Below are 19353 nucleotides of genomic sequence, written 5' to 3'. Positions count from 1 at the left end.
TGATCAGCATTAAGATAGCAAACGGTTTTCCAGATTTTTATAAAATTTTTTTTCAAGCGCCTTTACCTTTTTTTTTCTTTCTGATGACAAAAAAAATCGGTAAAGGGGATCATTTGTTTGTATGTCTTTTTGAAGAATATTCCGTTCAAGGATTGACAGAACTTCAACTGATACATCACAGGACGGATATCCTTTGTCATCAATAAGGATATTGTCGTCAAGTTTGATCTCAACAATATTATTAATGTCAACCAGTTTAAGATCTCCATCACGGGTTAATATCAGGTTGCCGATGCCGGCAAGGTCGGGAATATATCGTGTATCATCAATCATATGCCGTATCCGTTTGACAAATTTCGCAATATTATTCCGGGCTTTTCGAGCCACTGCCTGATTTTGGGATTCATCGGTTTGTGTGGATTTGAACAAATCAATTAAGTAGTTTTTGCCAAATATTCTCCAGGGGTCAAGTATTTCACCTTCAATATATTCCTGAAGTCCGCACAGAATAATCCGGCTTTTTCCCGTGCCTGTATAGTCAACAATAAATTCTTCGGATTGTGCAATAAGCTCGGGACCCATAAATTTAAACAGCAGGTTATATTTTTTTATCTCGTTAAAAACAGCAGCTTTATTTTTAAACCGGGTTCGTAATATCCTGAATATTTTTAGAGGCTTGGCCCTGGGAAACAGCCTTATGCCATTTGTTATTTCACCTTGAGTTTCCTTGAGAACATCTTCAGCCCTTATAACTTCAAAAATATGAGATCTTAATCCTGAACGGTAAAATTTACGGAATATGTAGCGGCCTGAATCCTTTATAAAGTTCAGCGATTGAACCTGGCTTCCGGATAAATAGGCCCTGTCTCTTATGTCGGTTGTTCTATTCATGATCAATTTTTTACTGGTTTTTTTGTAAATTTACAAGTTTAGAATAGCGGAACGGGGACAGATTTTAAATTTGTCCCCGTCAAATTTTGTTTCAAACTGGAAAAGAGATTAAATGCAAATACCGGTTTGAGGGTTTGACATTCTTGCGGCACTATTTTATGGTTTGATTCTAATATATTGATTCGTTTTCTGCACCAGCCCATGTAAATAGAAATATCATGCAAAGATGAAGCAAAGGCAAAGAAAATGAAAATTTTAGTCATTGATGACGAAAAACCAACCCTTTCGATGTTTAAGCTTTTCCTGACTGCCTATGGATATGAGGTCTATACGGCAGAAAACGGGGAAAAGGGACTGGCACTGTTTGCCGAGATTTCCCCTGAGATCGTGTTTACAGATATAAAGATGCCGGGAATTGATGGCCTTGAAGTGCTGCGCCGGATACAAAAGACAGGAATAGAATCTGAAGTTATTATTATCACCGGCCATGGAGATATGGAAAAGGCTTTGGAAGCTCTTGACCTGAATGCATCGGATTTTATCAACAAACCGGTTGAGAGAAAGGCATTAAATTCCGCCCTGGCACGGGCAGAAAAAAGAAAATTAATGCCCCGAAACATGCCCTTTGAATTTTCAGAAAGAAAAAGGAACGGATACCTTTCCATTTTTATGAAAGGAAGGCTGACGGCATCAGCAGAAAAAACTTTTATTTCGGCGTTTAAAACCGGATCATTTGATGATGTCAAAGCGGTCTGCCTGAAACTCGATGACGCTTTTTTTATTGATCGTTCCGGTATCTCCCTTTTAATGGAGGTTGTGCGAAATTTAAAGCAAAACAAGGTTTCCGTCATTATTGAAAATCTGTCCTGCAATTATGTGTGGGTGTTTCAGATGGCCGGGATTGACAAGATGGCAACCCTTAAAGAGGTCCAGGCAAATGAATAGGTTCAAATGAATCAGTTCAAAGGTATATCATGATGACCCGATACAGTCCTCCTTATATTCCAGATGCTGTTAAGAGACATCGACTTTTCCTGCTTTTAGACGAAAATTTTCATAAGCAGAATTTTTTGATTACAGGGCAGGCTGCCCAGGGAAAATCAACCCTTGTGGCTTCTTATCTTCAACAGTCACCCGGATCTGTTTTGTGGTTTCACCTTTCATCGGATGACCGTGACCATACCAAATTGTTTGATCGACTTGCCGGGGGAATCCAGCAGAGATTCGGATTCAACAAAGGGGAAACGGGCATGTGTATTTCCAACAGCATACTTGGAACGGAAAAGGGTGTATTAAGGCATGTTGAAGGTTTGTCCATTATGTTTCAAGAGCTTTGCTCCCCATTGATTATGGTTTTGGATGATTTTGAATCCATTGATGAGACATCCTCGGGTTTTCAACTGATCAAGGTCATTCTTAACAGCAGGTTTGAAAAACTAAAATTTTTTCTTTTGTCCAGGAGTATGCCGCCTTTTAATATTCCCCGTCTTAAGATGGATCATCATATCTTTGTGCTTGATAATGAGGATCTGGCCTTTAACCTTGTTGAGACCAGATTGTTTTTTTCCGGTAAACCCAGGGCTGATGCCATTGATATTGAAAAAATTCAAGAAATTACGGATGGCTGGGCCGGAGGACTTACCCTGGTATCGGAATCAATAAAACAGTTTAAACAATTGAAACACCTTCCTGATCAGTTATCATCGGAAGTTTTTAACTTTTTTTCCCAGGAGATTTATGACTCCCTTTCTGAACCGATTCAGGAGTTTTTAATGAAAACATCCATCCTGGACATAATTGATCTTGAGGTGGTGACACATGTTTTTGGCTCCTGTAACGCTCTGGAAATTTTAACTGAACTTGAAAAAAGGAATCTGTTTATCCAGCGAATCGAATCAGCCGGCAGTATGCCGGAATTTAAATACCATACCCTGTTCAGGGATTTTTTGTTGCAGGATCTTTTAAGGAAAAAGGGCAGTCAAGCCTGTAAAATGCTTAATAAGAAAGCCGGACAATTTTTCTGGGAAAGAAAAGACCATGAACAGGCAATGAGTTATTTTATTGAAGCACAGGCTTTTTCAGATATTGTTCGTATTATTAAGATCAAAGGCACGGATTATGTGATTAACGGGAAGATGTCAAGTCTTGAAAACTGGATCTGCCACATTCCGGATAAAATGGTACAACATGATCCATGGTTGATATTTTTTAAAACCATGACCCGGCGAATCAAGGGCGGAAAGAAAAATATCAGGGATTTTCAAAGCGCTTTTGTGTTGTTTGAGCAGCTCCATGATATGCGGGGTATGATGTTGTCTGTCGGATATCTCATTGAGGCTGCGGTGTTTGTCCGTCAACCATCCGATATGATTTTGACATGGATTAAAAAAGGAGAAAAATACCTTCGGCAGGTTTGTCAAAAAAATCGTTATTCGTGGGCAAGAACCCTTTTGTGGCAACAGATCGGCCTGGGGTATATCGCGGGTGACGGAAATATCCCCAAAGGGGTGTCAGCCTGTAGAAATGCCATTCTTCTGGGTCGGCAGATCAATCATCCTGACCTGATACTCAATGCATCCATTACCATGACATTCGGATATGTTCAGGCAGGGGATTTTGTAAATGCACGACAAATGCTGTTAAAAACAAAAAAAATGACAAATAAAGGCCGTCATCCTGAATACAGGGCGCTGAAAAGCATTGTTGATATCAATTTTGCCCTTAAAAACGGCAGGTTTGAGCATGCCAGGCAGTTGCTGGCAAGGTCTGAAGCAGATATAGAGAAATTCGGATTGATTTTTCTTTATCCGGGATTTGTTGAAGCCAAAGCCCTGCATCTGGTTTACACAAAGCGGTTTGATGATGCACGTCAGATGACAGAACATTTGAATGATTTTTCAATCCTGGAAGGAAATGATTTTTATAAAGGCATTGCCCACCGGATCAAGGCCTTAAGTCTTTTACAGGAAGAAAAATTTGTCCTGGCGGAAAAAGAGATCCAAAGTGCTTTAAGAGAACTTGATCCGGTAAAAAAAGGAGATATTCATCATTTTCTGGCACAGCAACTGGCAGGGATAATCCTTTTTGGGAAAGGGGATTTTAAAGCAGCCGGCAAAGTTTTGATTCCGGCTATGGAATATTTCGAGCAAATTTTGTCTGATTTGAGCTGTTGTGAAACCTGTTTTGTTATGGGGTTGATATCCTGGCATAGCAATGAGCCTATGGCTGCTTTTAAATATTTAAGCTGTGGACTTAAAAAAGCATTTTTGAACGGATATCTGTTTTTTCCTTTAATCAGTGAACAGTTGTTGATCAAGGCACTTCTTTTGATGATAGCATATGATAAAATAAAATCTTTTGAGTCTTATGTGTTGTCTTTGATTTTAAATTGTGATCCAGTACGGATTTTTGAAGGAATTGACAAGGTTTTGGCTTTAGGTGATCAAGGTCATAACTCCGGGGTTATTGAAAGTTTCAAGCCATTAAATTTAAAACCATTATATAAAAGGCTTTTGCCTGGAATCAGGATAGAAACCCTTGGAAAATTTAATGTTTTAAGCAACAATAAAGTACTGGACAATAAAGTATTTGAAGGAACAAGACCCATCTTGCTGCTCAAATCAATCGTTCTTCATGGCTCAAGGGATATTCCAAAAGAAATTCTGATTGATGATTTGTGGCCCCAGGCTTCGCCAAAGGCTGGAAATAAAAATTTTAAAATCAACCTTCATCGTTTGCGAAAAGCAATAGAACCCAATACCAGAAAAGAATTCGGATATTCTTATATTATTCAAAAGGCAGGTTTGGTGTCTCTTGATCCTGAACTTGTAACGCTGGATGTTGATGAGTTTATGGCCCTTGGTGCCGAGGCCGTGGAAAGTGAAAAAAACAACCAGTATAAAACTGCACTGGAACTGTATGAAAAAGCAGTTAAAATTTATAATGGCGATTATCTTGCCGAAGAACCATATCTGGAATGGATCTCTTTGAAAAGAAAATTTTTTAAATCAAAATACAATGAGTTTTTACAAAAAAAAGCCATGCTTCATGAAGAGATGGATCAAATTGAAAAAGCCGTGGAAACCTGGATGCTTCTTCTTGAGCAAGAGCCATATTATGAGCCGGCATACCAGAACCTGATGATTCTTTATGCAGATTCAGGTCAGAAAAACAAGGCACTTGATCTGTTTCAAGAATGCCGGTCATTATTAAAAAAAGACCTTGAAACAGAACCGGATGAGCAGACAGTTGGCATTTATTTTAAAATAAAATCCTTATAAAAAAATTCTTTACGGATGAAATCTTATTCATTAGACTACACAGAATTTTAAATAAATAAAGGGTGTTGATAAAACTTATGTTGTTCGGTAAAAAATCGTATTTCATTCAAACTGTGTTTATTTTAGCCATATTTTTTTTTGTTTTATTTGCCTTGGTGTTCAGACTGATCATTGATTTAAGAGCTGAATCAATAAAAAAGCAAACCCAACAGATTGAAACTCAAAGATTAAAACAGCAATTTATTGCAAATATAGATGATCAATACAATCGTTTGCTGAAATTATACAACGCAAAAGAGTATGAAAAGGCTATTGAAATCATAAAAAAATTCAATGCCTATGAAAAATCTGATTATCAGAATCTGTCTGAAATAAAAAAACAGGTACGGTTATACTATTTGAAGAAAAAACTGGAGTTTATTCCAAAGATTCATTTTGATGAATTTATGAAATTATCCAAAGACATCAGCCTTGAAGACGACAATTCAACCGAGGTTTTTATACGGACTCCCAGATACGGCCAGTATTTTAATACATCTGATTTGCCCATCCTTCTTGAAGGGGTTGCCCTGTCGGTTGCCGGTGATTTTTCCGACAGCATTGTCTGGAAAAGTCTTGTTGACGGCGAACTGGGAAAAGGAAACAAGATAGCTGTTCACCTGTCTGTAGGGGAGCATCAAATCACAGCGACTGCAACAAACGGTATCACAAAAGGCAGTATGACGACCCGGATTTTTATTGAAAAAGACCCTGATTTCTTAAAATATTATCGTAAAAAATAGGCGTTAAAGGGTGTTGGGTTTCGAAGTGAGCAGGAAGCAAGAATAGCTTTGTATAAGGATGTTTTTATTGCAAACATTGCCAAATTTCTTTTACATGGTATAATACGGAACCTATAAGGGGGATCGAAGCCTTGTGAAAAACAAACAAACTATAACACATTTTGGAATCATATGTTTTGGAATCGTTTTTATCCTGTCGATTTTCTTTTATTCCTGTTCGGATAGCGATGATCCACGGCTGACAACCTACCGAACATCCGGGGTGACAAGTGATCAGATACTCATCGGATCATCACTGGCCCTTGGCGGGCATGCCGGATATCTTGGCACACAAACTCTTCACGGGGCTTTGTCCTGTTTAAATCATGTGAATGACAATGGGGGGATTCACGGACGCAAAATCAAGCTCATCGCCTATGATGACGGATATGATCCCCCCCGTTGCGTCGCCAATACCCAGAAGCTCATTGTTCAGGATAAGGTTTTTTGTCTGTTCGGATATGTGGGAACCCCCACTACGGTTAAGATTGTTCCACTGGTGGAGGACGCAAGAATTCCGATTCTGGGGATGTTTACCGGGGCCAATGCTCTAAGGGAGCCGCTTAAACGGTATCTGATCAATGTGCGTGCATCCTATTACCAGGAGACCGGTGCTGCGGTAAAACATCTGGTGGAAAAAATGAAACTGTCTAAAATAGCCGTGTTTTATCAGTATGATGCTTACGGCTTTGACGGATTAAAAGGAACTGAAATCGCGTTAAAACTTTACGGGCTGGTGCCGGTTGCAACGGGTTCATATATTCGGGGCACCCTGGATGTGGAAGAAGGTCTTGAAAAAATCATGGACAGAGAAGCTCAGGCCGTTGTGATGATCGGTACATATGAGCCGTGTGCCAAATTTATTCGGCTGGCCAGATCAAAGGGGTTTTCTTCTGTGTTTTATAATGTTTCCTTTGTGGGGGCTGATGAGCTGGCAAGGATACTGGGGTATACGGATGAACAGATCATAGTGACTCAGGTGGTTCCACCGCCTGAAGTGTCCAAGGCTGATGAAACTCTCTGGGGTGCAAGAGAATACATTGATCTGCTCAAAAAATACTACCCCCTGGATGACCCCAATTTTGTAAGCCTGGAAGGCTATATTAATGCAAAAGTGTTTGTGGAAGGACTAAAACGGGCCGGAAGGGATCTTGATCGTGAAAATTTCATCAATGCCATTGAAACGATACGGCAGCTTGACCTGGGAATTGCCAATCCATTGTCTTTTAATTCTCAAGATCACCAGGGATTGGAAAGGGTGTACTTTACATACCTGAAAAACGGGAAATTTGTATGGTTAGACGATTGATCAACAGCGTGAAAAACACAAATCTGAAGAACAAAATTTTCTTTTTCACTACAACTGTTATTTTGCTGATCAGCGTTCTTATTGCCCTTTTTACAAGATGGGTTCTTATTTCCAGCCTGACCTCCGAGCTTAAGGAGAGGGGTTTGGGCATTGGTCACAGCATTGCAGAAAGCAGCAGGGGCTACATTTTAACCGAGGATATTCCCGAATTGATCAGCCTGATTTTCGATGCCCGGCTGGGTGTGCGAAAAAACCTTGTGGGTTATGTTTATATAACAGACAAGCAGGATAAGATTCTTGCCCATACTTTTACCACTGACTTTCCTGCTGAATTGCTCGATGTCAACCCTGTCGGGCCGGAAAAATCTTATGATGTCAAGTTGCTGCGCCTTACCGGCAAGTATGTCTATGATGTCGTAGTGCCGGTAACCGAAGGTATTTACCGCATTGGATCGGTGCATGTGGGTTTGAAGAAACAACACATTGACCAGCTCATCGGAAAGCTGCGCACTACATTTCTGGGGTTTGTTTCAGCTGTGACCATTTTGTTTTTCATTATCAGTCATCACCTGTCCAAATATATCACCCGGCCCATTACGGAGCTGATCAAGGTGTCTGATGAGATCAGTCGTGGTAACTTTGATATTACACAAACTTTGAGCCGTAAGATCGCAGATAAATTTTCGGACAAACAGGAGCAATGTGATAAATGCAGAGGTTATTATACGGGTGTCAAAGATGAGGTCCGGCAGCTGAGTAATTCATTTGTAAACATGACCAACCGCATCATGGATTCACAGGCGAAACTTAAGGAGTCAGACAACAAGTACCGTTCCCTTTTTGCAGGCGGCCCTAATCCCATTTTTGTACTTGACCGTGAAACCTTAAGGGTTCTCAGCGCCAATCCAAGTGCTGAAGCAACCTATGGATATACAAAAGAAGAGTTGATTGGAAAAACCTTTACTGATCTTGGATCTTTAGATTTGGATAAGGTTCATCAGGCTGATTTTCAGGCACAGAATGCTGGAAAGATCACCACTGTAGGTTCCAAGGTACAATGCAACAAAAAAGGGGGGGGGCTTCTCTATGTGAATGTCCATGCATGCCCTGTCAGATACCAGGAAAAAGATGCGCTTATTCTGGCCACAACTGATATCACGGAGATGGTGGAAAAGGATAACCAGCTTATTCAGGCCAGTAAAATGACCACCCTGGGGGAGATGTCCGCAGGGATTGCCCATGAATTGAATCAGCCCTTAAACGCCATCAAAATGGGCAATGAATTTATTGACATGATGATTGAAAAAAAAGAGAAGATCCCGGATAAGGATCTGCTGTTGATCGTAAGAGAGGTCAGCAGCCAGGTTGACCGGGCCGTTGATATCATCCGCCGTCTCAGGGATTTTGGCCGCAAAGCGGATTTTACAAAGGAAAAGGTCAACATTAACAAGCCGGTTCAAGATGTTATAGACATTATAGGCAGACAGCTTCGGTTGCAAAATATTGATATTCAACTTAAAATAGACGATGATATCCCTCCCATACTTGCCCATCATAACCGCATTGAACAGGTGATCTTCAATTTGATTACCAATGCAAGGGATGCCATCAACCAGAAATTGGAAACAGGTGTGCCGGATGATGACAACCGCATCCTGATAGAAACATATGCCAGGGATGATCAGGTTATTGTAGCGGTTTCAGATACGGGGATCGGTATTGACATTGCATTAAATGAACGGATTTTTGAGGCCTTTTTTACAACCAAACAGATGGGTGAGGGAATGGGGCTGGGACTGTCCATTTCCAGAGGTATTGTTGAGGATTATGAGGGCAAGATCAACATCGAAAGCGTTCAGGGGCAGGGAACCACATTCCGGTTAAGTTTTCCGGCAGCCACATGAGGCAATATAAATGAAACCACTTAAAGTATTGGTAATTGATGACGATAAACCAACTCTCAATATGTTCAAGCTTTTTTTAAAGGCCTATGGACATGATGTGCTGCTGGCTGAAAACGGCATGGAGGGTATAAAATTGTTTGAAACCCAAAAGCCTGCCATTGTGTTTACAGATATCAAGATGCCCGGAATGGACGGGTTTGCAGTTCTGGATAAAATCAAAGGCCAAGCCCCGGAAACCGAAGTGATTATTATGACCGGTCATGGGGACATGGACCTGGCAGTTGATGCCTTGAATCACGAGGCCACAGATTTTATCAATAAGCCCATCAGCCGGTCTGCTCTGGATGCTGCACTGCACAGGGCAAAGGAGAGGCTTAGCCTCATAAAAACCATTGTTCCGCTTGCTCAATACCATATGGAGGGCAACATCAGGATCATCAAAATTATGGGAAATATCAATGCCGCGGCGGAAGCACAGCTGATGGCGGCATATGACCAGGCAGGAGCCGAAGATTCAGCCCATATCATGCTGAGCTTTAATGAAAACACCTCCATCAATGGTGCGGGCATTGCCGTTTTGATTCAATTGCTTTCCAAAAGCAAAAAAAAGAATCAGAAAGTGGCTGTTTCAGGTATTTCTGAAAATTTTCAGGAGATTTTTAAAATGGTGGGTATCACCCGGTTTGCCAAAGTTTTTACCAGCAAAGCCGATGCAACATCATATCTTGCGGCCGGGTGATTTTGGGTATTGAGTTTCTGGGTATTTGGTTTTAGTTTCTGGGGTTTTTATAATGGAGGCAATTATGTTCATGGTTTGTAGGAAAAATAAAATATGCGTTTTTTTGATTCTGGTACTTTTTTTTGCCTTGCAGCCGCAAAACGTTTTTTGCGGTACGCCGCCGAAACAGGGTGAAAAATTGCCGGAAATGAGTCTGACGGCTCCTGTCTCGAAAAATGACAGTGCATATCTGGGCATTGGTGAAAAATCCTTGTTTTTAATTCAGGATATTGATGCAGCCGTTATAGTGCTTGAGATTATCGGTGTTTATTGTCCTGTGTGCCACAAACAAAGACCCCACATCAACAGATTGTTTCACAGGATCAGTAAAAATGCCGACCTGTCCGGGAAAATAAAATTTCTGGGTATTTCAGCCGGTGCTACGCCCATGGAAGTGGCGTATTATATGAAAACGTCACGGGTTCCATACCCGGTCCTGCCGGATGAAAAATTTAATGCCCATAAAAAACTGAACCAGCCGCTTACTCCATATACCATTGTGGTCACTAAAGACGGACAGATTCGTTATGCTCATCTGGGGCTTATTCAGGACATGGACGGTTTGTTTGCCACGCTTAAACAACTGGCAGACAAAACACCGGTCATCAAAAAATAAAGAAAAAAACAGGAGCCTGAAGCATGAACGGTTCATCATCAGGTTACCGACGGCATTTTTATCGTAAATCCATTTGTGATGCGCGCCTGGAGTTCAGCCGTATAGACTCCCAGGAAAAAATAATCGAGGCAGCCCTTTTGACTGCCATTGGCACCCTGGGAGTCACTTGTGGCTTTTCATGTATCAACAGTTCTGAGGAAAAAACAGTTGAAATGGTCAGCCGTGGAATTGATGCTGAAGCAATTGCCTTTGTTGAAAATAATTTTTATTTTCTTAACCAACAGTATTTTTCCTTGCTGCAAACCACTTTCTACCCATTTCAGACGGATCTTCGTATTATGGAAGCAGATCAGAACCATCAGGTTCAATTGACGGATATCGGGATTCAAATCCTGGTCGGCTGGCGCATGGGCAAAGATATTTTTGGGAGTATCGGCCTGGGTCCCAAAATTATCAGTGATACTTATGAGGATGATGAACTCAATTTTTGTTTGACCCTGACCGACACTATGATTATTGCTTTGCAATCCCTTGCTATCCGGCGCAGGATGCAGGAATTGAAAGCAGATCTGGATAAAGCCGAGGATCGGGCAGTGGACCTGGCCCATGATGTGGAAAAGGCCAAAAAAGATCTGGATCGAACGCTTTTTCGTCTTTCCGGGTTTAATGATATTTTTAATGAACTCAGTGGACTCAAACAAAGCAAAGGTATTATAGATTCTTTCCTGATGGTGCTGCTGGGGATTTTTGGTGCAGGCGGGGGATATATTTATTATTTTGACAAAGCTTTGGGAAAAGCTTATTCGACCTGCCGTAACCTTGACCTGCCTGGAAAAACAGAATTTTTGCAAGAAAAGATTCAGGCGGGTATGTTGCATGCATTTGCCTCTAACCGGGCGTTGCAGCTTGAACCGATGCAGGCCGCTGTTTTATCCCGTCAGCAAATGGATTGCTTTAAGCCGTTTTTGCCTGAAATAGCCCTTGGTCTTATTTTTAAAGTGGATGAACCTGCCATGGGGGTTATTGGCCTTGACCACCGGATAATACAGGTGCCGTACGGTGAAAAAGAGCGCGAATTGCTTCTGGCTTTTGCAAAAAATTTTCTGGTGTTTCTCAAAAACAGCAAGTCTTTTGAAACCATTCAACGCCTTCATCTGGAACAGGAACAAAAGAATATTGAGTTGGAAAATACCATTAAAGCGCTCTCTGACAGCAGTCGTACCATTGCCAGGCTTGAAAAAGCCGGCGAGCATATCAAGGCTGCCATTGCAAAGGCAATGGCACAATCCTGGAAGGTTTCCGGCAGGGATATTGTATTGATCCTCATTGCCGGCATTGTTCTGGGTCTGGTGTATAATTTTGCAAGCCCGGGCCGCATCAATGTTATTCCTAAAGAATGGCTTCGTCCGGCAATGGTACATGTGGACGTTGATCAGGCCCGTCAATTGTTTGAAAACAGCCAGGCCATTTTTGTTGATGCCCGGCCTGCTGAATTTTTCAACCAGGGTCACATTGCCGGGGCACAGAACCTGCCTCCGTCTTTGTTTGATTTTATTTATATGATGCGGTTCAGTCAGACTGACGTTACCCGTCCCATTGTGGTGTATGGCCGCAATATCAGCCGCAGGTACGACGAGGAAACGGCTTTCAATCTTTTGGAAAGAGGACATGAAAATGTCGTTGTATTTCCTGGCGGGATCAAGGAGTGGGAGAAAAAATAGGATGGGAGTGGAACCATGAATATATGTGTATCTGCGAAGACCATTGTTACGCATCCCTGGCTGGCACTGGTGTTTCGGCTTTATATTGCAGGTCTGTTTATTTATGCCGGTATGTACAAAATTAATTATACTGCTGAATTTGCCGAAACTATTGCAGGTTATCGTATTGCACCATACTGGTCTGTGAATTTTATGGCCATTGTCATGCCTTGGATTGAACTGATTTGCGGTATTCTTCTGGTGTGCGGTATTCGGGTCCGTTCCGCCATTGCAGTTACAGGATCACTTCTTGTTTTGTTTACCGTGGGCATAGCAGTTAACCTGCTCAGAGATTCCCCCATAAGTTGTGGTTGCTTTCATACCATGGACGATGCCATAAGTTGGCTTACCCTGGCAAGGGATCTTATCTGGGTCGCCATGGCAGTGCATGTTTTTTTTTATGATGCTGTATTTCGGATGGAAAGAAAATTTGACTGGTTTGCAAAGGAGATCTAAGTTATGCCGGGTAATGTTATGAATTCATATATCAGGTTAATACAGGTTTTGTTAATATCGGTTTTCGTGATAACCGCCTTTGTTTGCGGGTGCAGTGGTCAGCGAGAAAAACTGGTGGGCAAATATACCGCAGTTAACACAAACACAGCCGGTTCTGTAACGGCAAGCCTGGAACTTCTGGCTGACGGCAAGGGGTTCTGGTCCATTGACACTGATAATGCCGCATTCCGCTGGGATCTGCACCGAAACAAGATACGCCTGCATACCAGGTCCGGCGGGGTTATTGAAGGAACCATTGATGAGACTGGCATCCAGTTTGTTTTGCCGGGTATGGGGAAAATTCGCTTTAAAAAGTGAGTTTTTTTAGTTGGTTTACAATCATTCCCAGATCAGGGCGGCGATTAATATCATCCACATAAATAAACCGGATGATTCCTTTTTTGTCAATCAGGAAAATAGCCCGTTCCGACATCCCGTCTGTTCTTAACACTCCATAGGCACTGCTGACATCACCGTGGGGCCAGAAGTCCGACAATACTTCAAACCAGAGTCCTCCCATTTCCCGGGTCCAGGCAAAAAGGGTGGGCAGATTATCTGCACTGATCCCCAGAAGGTGTGTATCATATTGTTCAAACAAATCCTGTGCAATATTGTATCCGGGCCATTGATCTGAGCAGACCGGGGTCCAGGCCGCAGGAATAAAGGTCAGCATCAGGTTTTTTTTCCCCTGAAAGCTGCTCAAGCGCACTGGTTTTCCTGCGATGGAGGGTAATACAAAATCAGGAGCTTTGTCTCCAATTTTTACCTTTAACCGGCTGTCCACGGGTTTTAATTTTCCAGGGTCGTAGATTTTATTTCCATAGGCTACAGACCCTGTGTTGGCGGATGTACTATACCCGATAAGCAAGATAAGGATACCAACAATGAATGTTTTTTTACTGTTCATGGCTGTTGTTTTAAACCTGAATCTTTTAAAAGGGTTTTGAGAAATTTTTCAGGATCAGATACCTCACCGGATTGAGAGTAAAAAATGGTATGTTCTCCATTTGCTTCTATCTTTACCCCAAAAAAATGGGGGGTTCGGACCTCGCCAATTTTTTTATGAATGGAAAAGTCAGGATCACTGAAAAGGGGAAATTCAATGGAATATCTGTTTTTAAAAAAATCAACTTCAAATGTTGAATTGCCTGAGCCAATGCCCAGCAATTTGACTTTTTGTTTCAGCACAGGGCTGTTTTGAATCAGATTAAACATGGTATTCACATTGTCTGCTTCACGCTGGCATATTGGACAATACATGGAAAAAATTTCAATGATGACAATCTCCGCTTTGATTTGTCCCAGGGAAAACCGATTGTCATTCAACAGTCCAAGATAGATCCTGTGAGTCTCATTTGTCGGGGAGGGTAGGGTGAAATCAAGTGTTTTGTCCATAGCCCTACAGCCTCCCTGCCCGGGAAAAATAAGCCCCCATGATAACAGGAAAAATATAATCAACTGACATTTAAAGGCGGTTTTTATTAACAAAAAATGCTTAATTAGATCCATCATTGGATAGTACTCCGTAACTTGTATATCCGTTTTCCCTGGCTTTCATGTCAAGGTGAAGTGTGGTGACCTGCTCAAGTTTTGGATAAAATGTGCGGTCCATTTGTCTTAAATCAACTAACTTAATATAATTGTGACAATGGTCACACAGGTTTACCCGATACTCTTTTTCCTGATCATTGAAAAAATAATGCTGCATATTATTGTCGTTGTTTTCACAAAAAGTACACCCCATGCGTTTTGTTTCCCATTCATGGTCGCAAAAGCAACATTTTAAATGCCGTTTGCCCGTCTTGTCCAGAAAGGCCATATCCGGATAATTGCCACAGATGGGGCAGTACCCTTTCGGAGGGTCCGGCATATCAATCAGATAGGCTTCAAGCTGTTCTGCGCAAATCCAGATACTTGGGGCAATAGCGCTATACCCGAAAAATATAAGTTCATGTTCGGGTATATTCCAAAGCCTTGACAGATCATGCAGGGTTGAACTCTGGTTATTCAGGATAACAGAAAAAAGTGTGTTCAGATGATAGGAGTGTGCCAGATCTATTTTTTTCAGGAATTTGGCATTGGCTGACAGTTTTGGTGCAAAGTCAACAGCAAGGTCGCAGATGTTATCAAACAATTGTCCGGCTGCTTTTGAATCAATTAAAAATTCTGACTGATCAATTAACGGCATTTTATTTGTTTGTTTTATTTTCAGCAGATCCTGATCAATCACGACAGGGGGTAACACAATATCCTGACGGCTTTGCTCCTGGGCGATAAAAACCTGGCTGTAAAAGTCAAGAATCGGCTGGTAAGCAGGCCTTGTTTTTTTGATCAGGTCGGAAGAGTGTTTCAACTGTTCTATGGTTATCATGTCCGTTTCCTTTTTATATGACAGTCTTGAAAAATCCAAACAGCACTTTCATGTTTTGGTTTCAGCCCTTTAGGTTATTGTGGGCAAACCAGGGTGACCAGATTATTATAAAAAATGGCCGGGTCTGCCCGTGGTAGTTGGGAAAAGGCCCGGGAAATCTTTTTTAAGGTTCTCCCGGGCATAATAAAAATTTCAGCCGGTTAGATTTTTATCAGCGGTTTAAACAAGCATCATCAATTCAAACCCTCATCATTCGGGCAAAAGGCCCCATCATTTTTCGAAGGGCGACACTGCGGCTTAAACCGCCTCGGTTTGCACTTGCCACGGCATAGTCAGAGTAAAGATTCGGAGCAAACGCAACCAGATAGATCACATTCACCTCATCTGGATTCAAAAGCATGGCTTTTGGGAATTTTTGTTTTACTTTACCCAGTCTTTTTTGGGCAAATTCAAGAATTTCTTCTCTTTCCCCAAACATCATGGCCCCTGTGGGGCAGGCAGTTACACAGGCTGGTTTCAGGCCGTTATGAACCCGGTCATTGCACATGTCGCATTTTGCAAGGGTGCCGTCCCCGGCTTTTCTGGGAATATTATAGGGGCATGATCCAATGATTTCCTCGGCATCAAGCTTTATGCTGTTTTTTGTATATAAAATTGCTCCGGTTGCAGGGTCTCGATAGATGGCTGTCTCATCAAATGCGGTTTCAAGACAGGGGGCATCCACACAATGCCGGCACTGATCCGGAAAAAACAGCCATTCAAGGCGCCCGTTAATCATCTCTTCATTCATTCTGACAAGTTTGTAAGTAGAAAAAGAGAGATCTTCCGGGTTTTGAAAGGTTCCCCTGTTGACTGTTTTTTCAGCAGGAAGATCATGCCATTGCTTGCAGGCGACCTGGCATGCCCTGCAGGCAGAACAGATGCTTGTATCTATAAAAATTGATTTAGACATATCGTCATCACCTCCTTTAAAGTTTTGTCACATTGACCATAAAGGCCTTGGTTTCCGGAATCCTGGTGTTTGGATCCCCGGCCGGAGGCGTCAGAAGGTTAGCGCTTTCTTCCGTCCCTGTGGACGGCCATCGCCAGCCATAATGCCAGGGAATTCCCACCTGGTGTACGGTCGAATATCCGATTTTAAAGGGTCTGAATCTCTTGGTCACCATGGCTGTACACTCAACGCTTGCCCTGGCACTTGAGACCTTTACCCTCTCCCCGTTTTTAATTCCCCGAAGCTTGGCCAGTTCTTCACTCATTTCCACAAACATATTTGGCTGCAGTTCCATGAGCCACTCCTGGGGCCGGGTCATGAGCCCTGTCTGCCAATGTTCTGAAACCCGGTAGGTGGTGCCAACGAACGGAAATCTTGGGTCACAGGTGGCATGAGTATCCGCCTTTGTGCTGTAAACCGCTGCCGTGGGGCTGACCATTCTGGAACTGAAATAATTTTTTTCCACCGGGCATTCAAGGGGTTCGTAATGTTCGGGAAAAGGACCGTCAGCCCTTCCCGGGCCAAAGATCTGTCCATGACCATGTTTTTGCATGATAAAAGGCAGTTTGGAATCAGAGCGTTTGGAGCCGTCCGGGTTTTCAAGGGGATACCAGCCGCCGTCAGGCACATCTCCAATCCATTTTTGGGAAACATATTTGCCGCCTTTTTCATCGCCGGCAAATTTAATGACCCAGTTTTTTTCGTCCCAGGGACGTCCCTTGGGATCAACCGAGGCCCTGTTGTAGATGATTCTCCTGTTCACCGGCCAGCACCATGCAAATTCGGGATAAAGTCCGATATTGTTGGGTGCATCTTTTTGGCTTTTCCTGGCGGACATGTTTCCTTTTTCCGTATATGAGTTGCAATACAGCCAGTTGCCTGAAGATGTTGATCCGTCTGCCTGTAGAAAGGCAAAGCTGGGGACCAGGGTGCCTTTTTTGAATTTTTTGCCTTTAATGGTCGTGTCTTTTATAAAATACCCGTTGATTTGTTTGGCTGCTTTATGGGGATCATAAACGCCGTTGGTGTCATAATCCCATTTTAAATTCACGATGGGTTCTTCAAATACACCGCCTGATTTTTTGTATGCATTTTTGATGCGATGACCCAGTTCAACAATGATATCTCCGTCAGGACGGCTGTCACCAAGAGGCTTGGGGCCTTGATACCGCCATTGCATCCAGCGGCCGGAATTGGTGATGCTTCCTTCTTTTTCAACGGAAACCGCTGCCGGAAGCATGAATACTTCTGTTTTGATTTTAGAAGGAGTTGTACCCGGGCCGTTCCAGAAAGAACCTGTCTCGTTATCAAACAGATTGACATTGACCATCCAGTCCAGATTTTCCATGGCTTTCCTGATTTTTGAGGCATTTGAGCCTGAACATGCAGGGTTCTGGCCCCAGGCAAAAAAACCTTTGATCTCTTCTTTATACATGGCATCAAACAGATCAAACCAGGAGTATACAGCACCGTCATCAACTTTGGGCAGCCAGTTGTAACCAAACTGGTTGGATTTTGTGGCGGCTTCTCCAAAGAATGATTTGAGAAGGCTCACCGAATACTTGGGATAATTGCTCCACCAGTTTGCGGACAAGGGATCATTGCTTTTGGGCGTCCATTTGTCATTGTAGGCCTCAAGGCTGTCATTGGAAGCCTGCGGGGTTTTAAGATACCCCGGCCAGATATGCCACAGCAGGCAGTGATCCGTAGATCCCTGAACATTGGATTCTCCCCTTAAGGCGTTTACACCTCCGCCTGCAACACCCATGTTGCCCAGCAGCAGCTGGATTATGGCCATGGTACGGATGTTCTGGGTCCCGACAGTATGCTGGGTCCATCCCATGGCATACATGATGGTTCCGGCTGTCCCGGTTTTTCCTGTTTGTGCATAGGTTTTGTAGACAGTTAAAAGATCTTCTTTTGAGGTTCCGGTAACTTTGGAGACCGTATCAATGTCATACCGGCTGTAGTGGGTTTTCAAAAGCTGGAACACACATCGCTTGTGACTCAGAGTTCGGTCCATTTTAGGAACCTTGTTGTTGTCCATTTCAAAAGCCCATTTGGATTTGTCGTAACTTCCCAGGGCAGGGCCTTGTTCATTCTTTGTATACCCTGAAAACAGCCCGTCTTTAAATCCGTAGGATTTTCCCACAATAAAGGGGGCATTGGTGTAGGCTGCCGTATATTCTTTGTTGTAAAGGTCGTTGTCTAAAATGTATTTGATCATGCCGCCCAGAAAGGCAATATCTGTTCCGGATCTTAAGGCGGTATAGATATCCGCCTTTGAAGATGTCCGTGTGAATCTCGGGTCAACATTGATCAGTTTTGCTCCGTTTTCCATGGCCTGGGTGACATATTTAAAAGCGACAGGGTGGTTTTCAGCAGCATTGCTGCCCATGATGAGAATACAGTCACTGTTTTTGATATCAATCCAGTGGTTTGTCATTGCACCGCGTCCGAACGACTCTGCCAGAGCCGCTACAGTTGCGCTATGTCAGATCCTGGCCTGGTGTTCGATATAGACAAGGCCCAATGATCGCATCAAGGCCTGATAGATCCAGCATTCCTCATTATCCATGGCTGCCGATCCTAAAGAAGCGATACGGGTTGTCCTGTTGACGGTCTGACCTTTTGCATTGGTTTTTTCAAAAGTCATATCCCTGGTTTGTTTGACCCTGTTGGCAATGGTGTTCAGGGCCCAGTCCCAGGAAACGGTCTGCCATTTGTTTGAGTAGGGTGCCCGGTACATAGGCTCGGTCAGGCGGTTTTCATTTTCCGTGAGTTGTTTCAAAGATGAGCCTTTGGAACACAAAGCCCCCCGGTTGATGACATGGTCAGGGTCACCTTCAATATTGATAACCCTGCCGTCCCCCCGTTTGCTGGTGTGGACAATGGCACCGCATCCCACTGCACAATAGCAGCAGATGGTTGTGCTTTCCTTGGCATACTGGGTTTTCAGCAGGCCGGCATGGGATTTGACCTGTGACAGATCAAATCCCAGACCGCTGACGGCAACTCCGGCAGCAGTGGCTCCTGAAATTTTGATAAAGTCTCGTCTGTTGAGTTTCATCGAAAAAGCCTCCTTGAAAATTGTAGAATTAAGAATCTTTCCGTTATTGCATCAGTTTTTGAAAAAT

General features: G+C 42.8%; 16 protein-coding genes. 10 read left to right on the top strand and 6 right to left on the bottom strand.

The window, feature by feature from the left end; genetic code table 11:
- Window positions 1–9 precede the first annotated feature (9 nt).
- Window positions 10–891: a hypothetical protein gene (locus tag TOL2_RS15735; protein WP_014958311.1), complete on the bottom strand. Its 882-nt coding sequence runs from the start codon at window positions 889–891 to the stop codon at window positions 10–12.
- Between the two features lie 246 nt (window positions 892–1137).
- Here TOL2_RS15735 and TOL2_RS15730 point away from each other — a divergent pair, with 246 nt between their 5' ends.
- The 10 genes from TOL2_RS15730 (at window position 1138) to TOL2_RS15685 (ending at window position 13172) form a co-directional block, all read left to right on the top strand.
- Window positions 1138–1836, top strand: coding sequence for a response regulator (locus tag TOL2_RS15730; RefSeq protein WP_014958310.1), 699 nt, complete (start codon window positions 1138–1140; stop codon window positions 1834–1836).
- Window positions 1837–1961: 125 nt separating this feature from the next.
- Window positions 1962–5171 (top strand): BTAD domain-containing putative transcriptional regulator, encoded by a 3210-nt coding sequence (locus TOL2_RS15725; RefSeq protein ID WP_232507956.1) that lies wholly within the window; start codon window positions 1962–1964, stop codon window positions 5169–5171.
- 77 nt (window positions 5172–5248) lie between these two features.
- Window positions 5249–5953, top strand: a complete 705-nt coding sequence (locus TOL2_RS15720) for a hypothetical protein (RefSeq protein ID WP_014958308.1) — start codon at window positions 5249–5251, stop codon at window positions 5951–5953.
- A 133-nt stretch (window positions 5954–6086) separates the two neighbouring features.
- The gene (locus tag TOL2_RS15715) at window positions 6087–7301 is read left to right on the top strand and encodes an ABC transporter substrate-binding protein (RefSeq protein WP_014958307.1); all 1215 of its coding nucleotides are present in this window, start codon (window positions 6087–6089) and stop codon (window positions 7299–7301) included.
- Window positions 7286–9205 carry an ATP-binding protein gene (locus tag TOL2_RS15710; RefSeq protein ID WP_041279562.1) on the top strand — a complete coding sequence of 640 codons (1920 nt, stop codon included), beginning with the start codon at window positions 7286–7288 and terminating at the stop codon, window positions 9203–9205. Before TOL2_RS15715 ends, TOL2_RS15710 begins: the two co-directional genes overlap by 16 nt.
- Window positions 9206–9215: 10 nt before the next feature.
- A complete protein-coding gene (locus tag TOL2_RS15705) occupies window positions 9216–9944 on the top strand; it encodes a response regulator (protein ID WP_014958305.1) in 729 nt (242 codons plus the stop codon).
- 64 nt (window positions 9945–10008) lie between these two features.
- On the top strand, window positions 10009–10599 hold the full coding sequence (locus TOL2_RS15700; protein ID WP_014958304.1) for a TlpA family protein disulfide reductase: 591 nt from the start codon (window positions 10009–10011) through the stop codon (window positions 10597–10599).
- 23 nt (window positions 10600–10622) lie between these two features.
- Complete coding sequence (locus TOL2_RS15695) at window positions 10623–12320, top strand: rhodanese-like domain-containing protein (protein WP_014958303.1); 1698 nt, start codon at window positions 10623–10625, stop codon at window positions 12318–12320.
- 15 nt (window positions 12321–12335) lie between these two features.
- Window positions 12336–12815 carry a MauE/DoxX family redox-associated membrane protein gene (locus TOL2_RS15690; RefSeq protein ID WP_014958302.1) on the top strand — a complete coding sequence of 160 codons (480 nt, stop codon included), beginning with the start codon at window positions 12336–12338 and terminating at the stop codon, window positions 12813–12815.
- A 3-nt stretch (window positions 12816–12818) separates the two neighbouring features.
- The gene (locus TOL2_RS15685; RefSeq protein ID WP_014958301.1) at window positions 12819–13172 is read left to right on the top strand and encodes a hypothetical protein; all 354 of its coding nucleotides are present in this window, start codon (window positions 12819–12821) and stop codon (window positions 13170–13172) included.
- Here TOL2_RS15685 and TOL2_RS15680 read toward each other — a convergent pair.
- From TOL2_RS15680 to fdnG, 5 genes are all read right to left on the bottom strand, one after another.
- Window positions 13162–13761 carry a peroxiredoxin gene (locus TOL2_RS15680; RefSeq protein WP_014958300.1) on the bottom strand — a complete coding sequence of 200 codons (600 nt, stop codon included), beginning with the start codon at window positions 13759–13761 and terminating at the stop codon, window positions 13162–13164. The genes TOL2_RS15685 and TOL2_RS15680 overlap by 11 nt on opposite strands.
- Entirely contained in the window at window positions 13758–14249 is a 492-nt protein-coding gene (locus TOL2_RS15675) for a peroxiredoxin family protein (protein ID WP_014958299.1), read from the bottom strand. The genes TOL2_RS15680 and TOL2_RS15675 overlap by 4 nt, the downstream gene beginning before the upstream one ends.
- Before the next feature lie 100 nt (window positions 14250–14349).
- Complete coding sequence (locus TOL2_RS15670; RefSeq protein ID WP_014958298.1) at window positions 14350–15225, bottom strand: formate dehydrogenase accessory protein FdhE; 876 nt, start codon at window positions 15223–15225, stop codon at window positions 14350–14352.
- A gap of 238 nt (window positions 15226–15463) precedes the next feature.
- Window positions 15464–16177, bottom strand: a complete 714-nt coding sequence (locus TOL2_RS15665) for a 4Fe-4S dicluster domain-containing protein (protein WP_014958297.1) — start codon at window positions 16175–16177, stop codon at window positions 15464–15466.
- 16 nt (window positions 16178–16193) lie between these two features.
- Window positions 16194–19286 (bottom strand): formate dehydrogenase-N subunit alpha, encoded by a 3093-nt coding sequence (fdnG, locus tag TOL2_RS15660; protein WP_014958296.1) that lies wholly within the window; start codon window positions 19284–19286, stop codon window positions 16194–16196.
- Between the last annotated feature and the right edge of the window lie 67 nt (window positions 19287–19353).

The organism is Desulfobacula toluolica Tol2 (assembly GCF_000307105.1).
In the GTDB taxonomy this organism is placed as follows: domain Bacteria; phylum Desulfobacterota; class Desulfobacteria; order Desulfobacterales; family Desulfobacteraceae; genus Desulfobacula; species Desulfobacula toluolica.
Note: the sequence above shows the minus strand (reverse complement) of the source record. Positions and strands in the feature narration are given on the sequence as shown.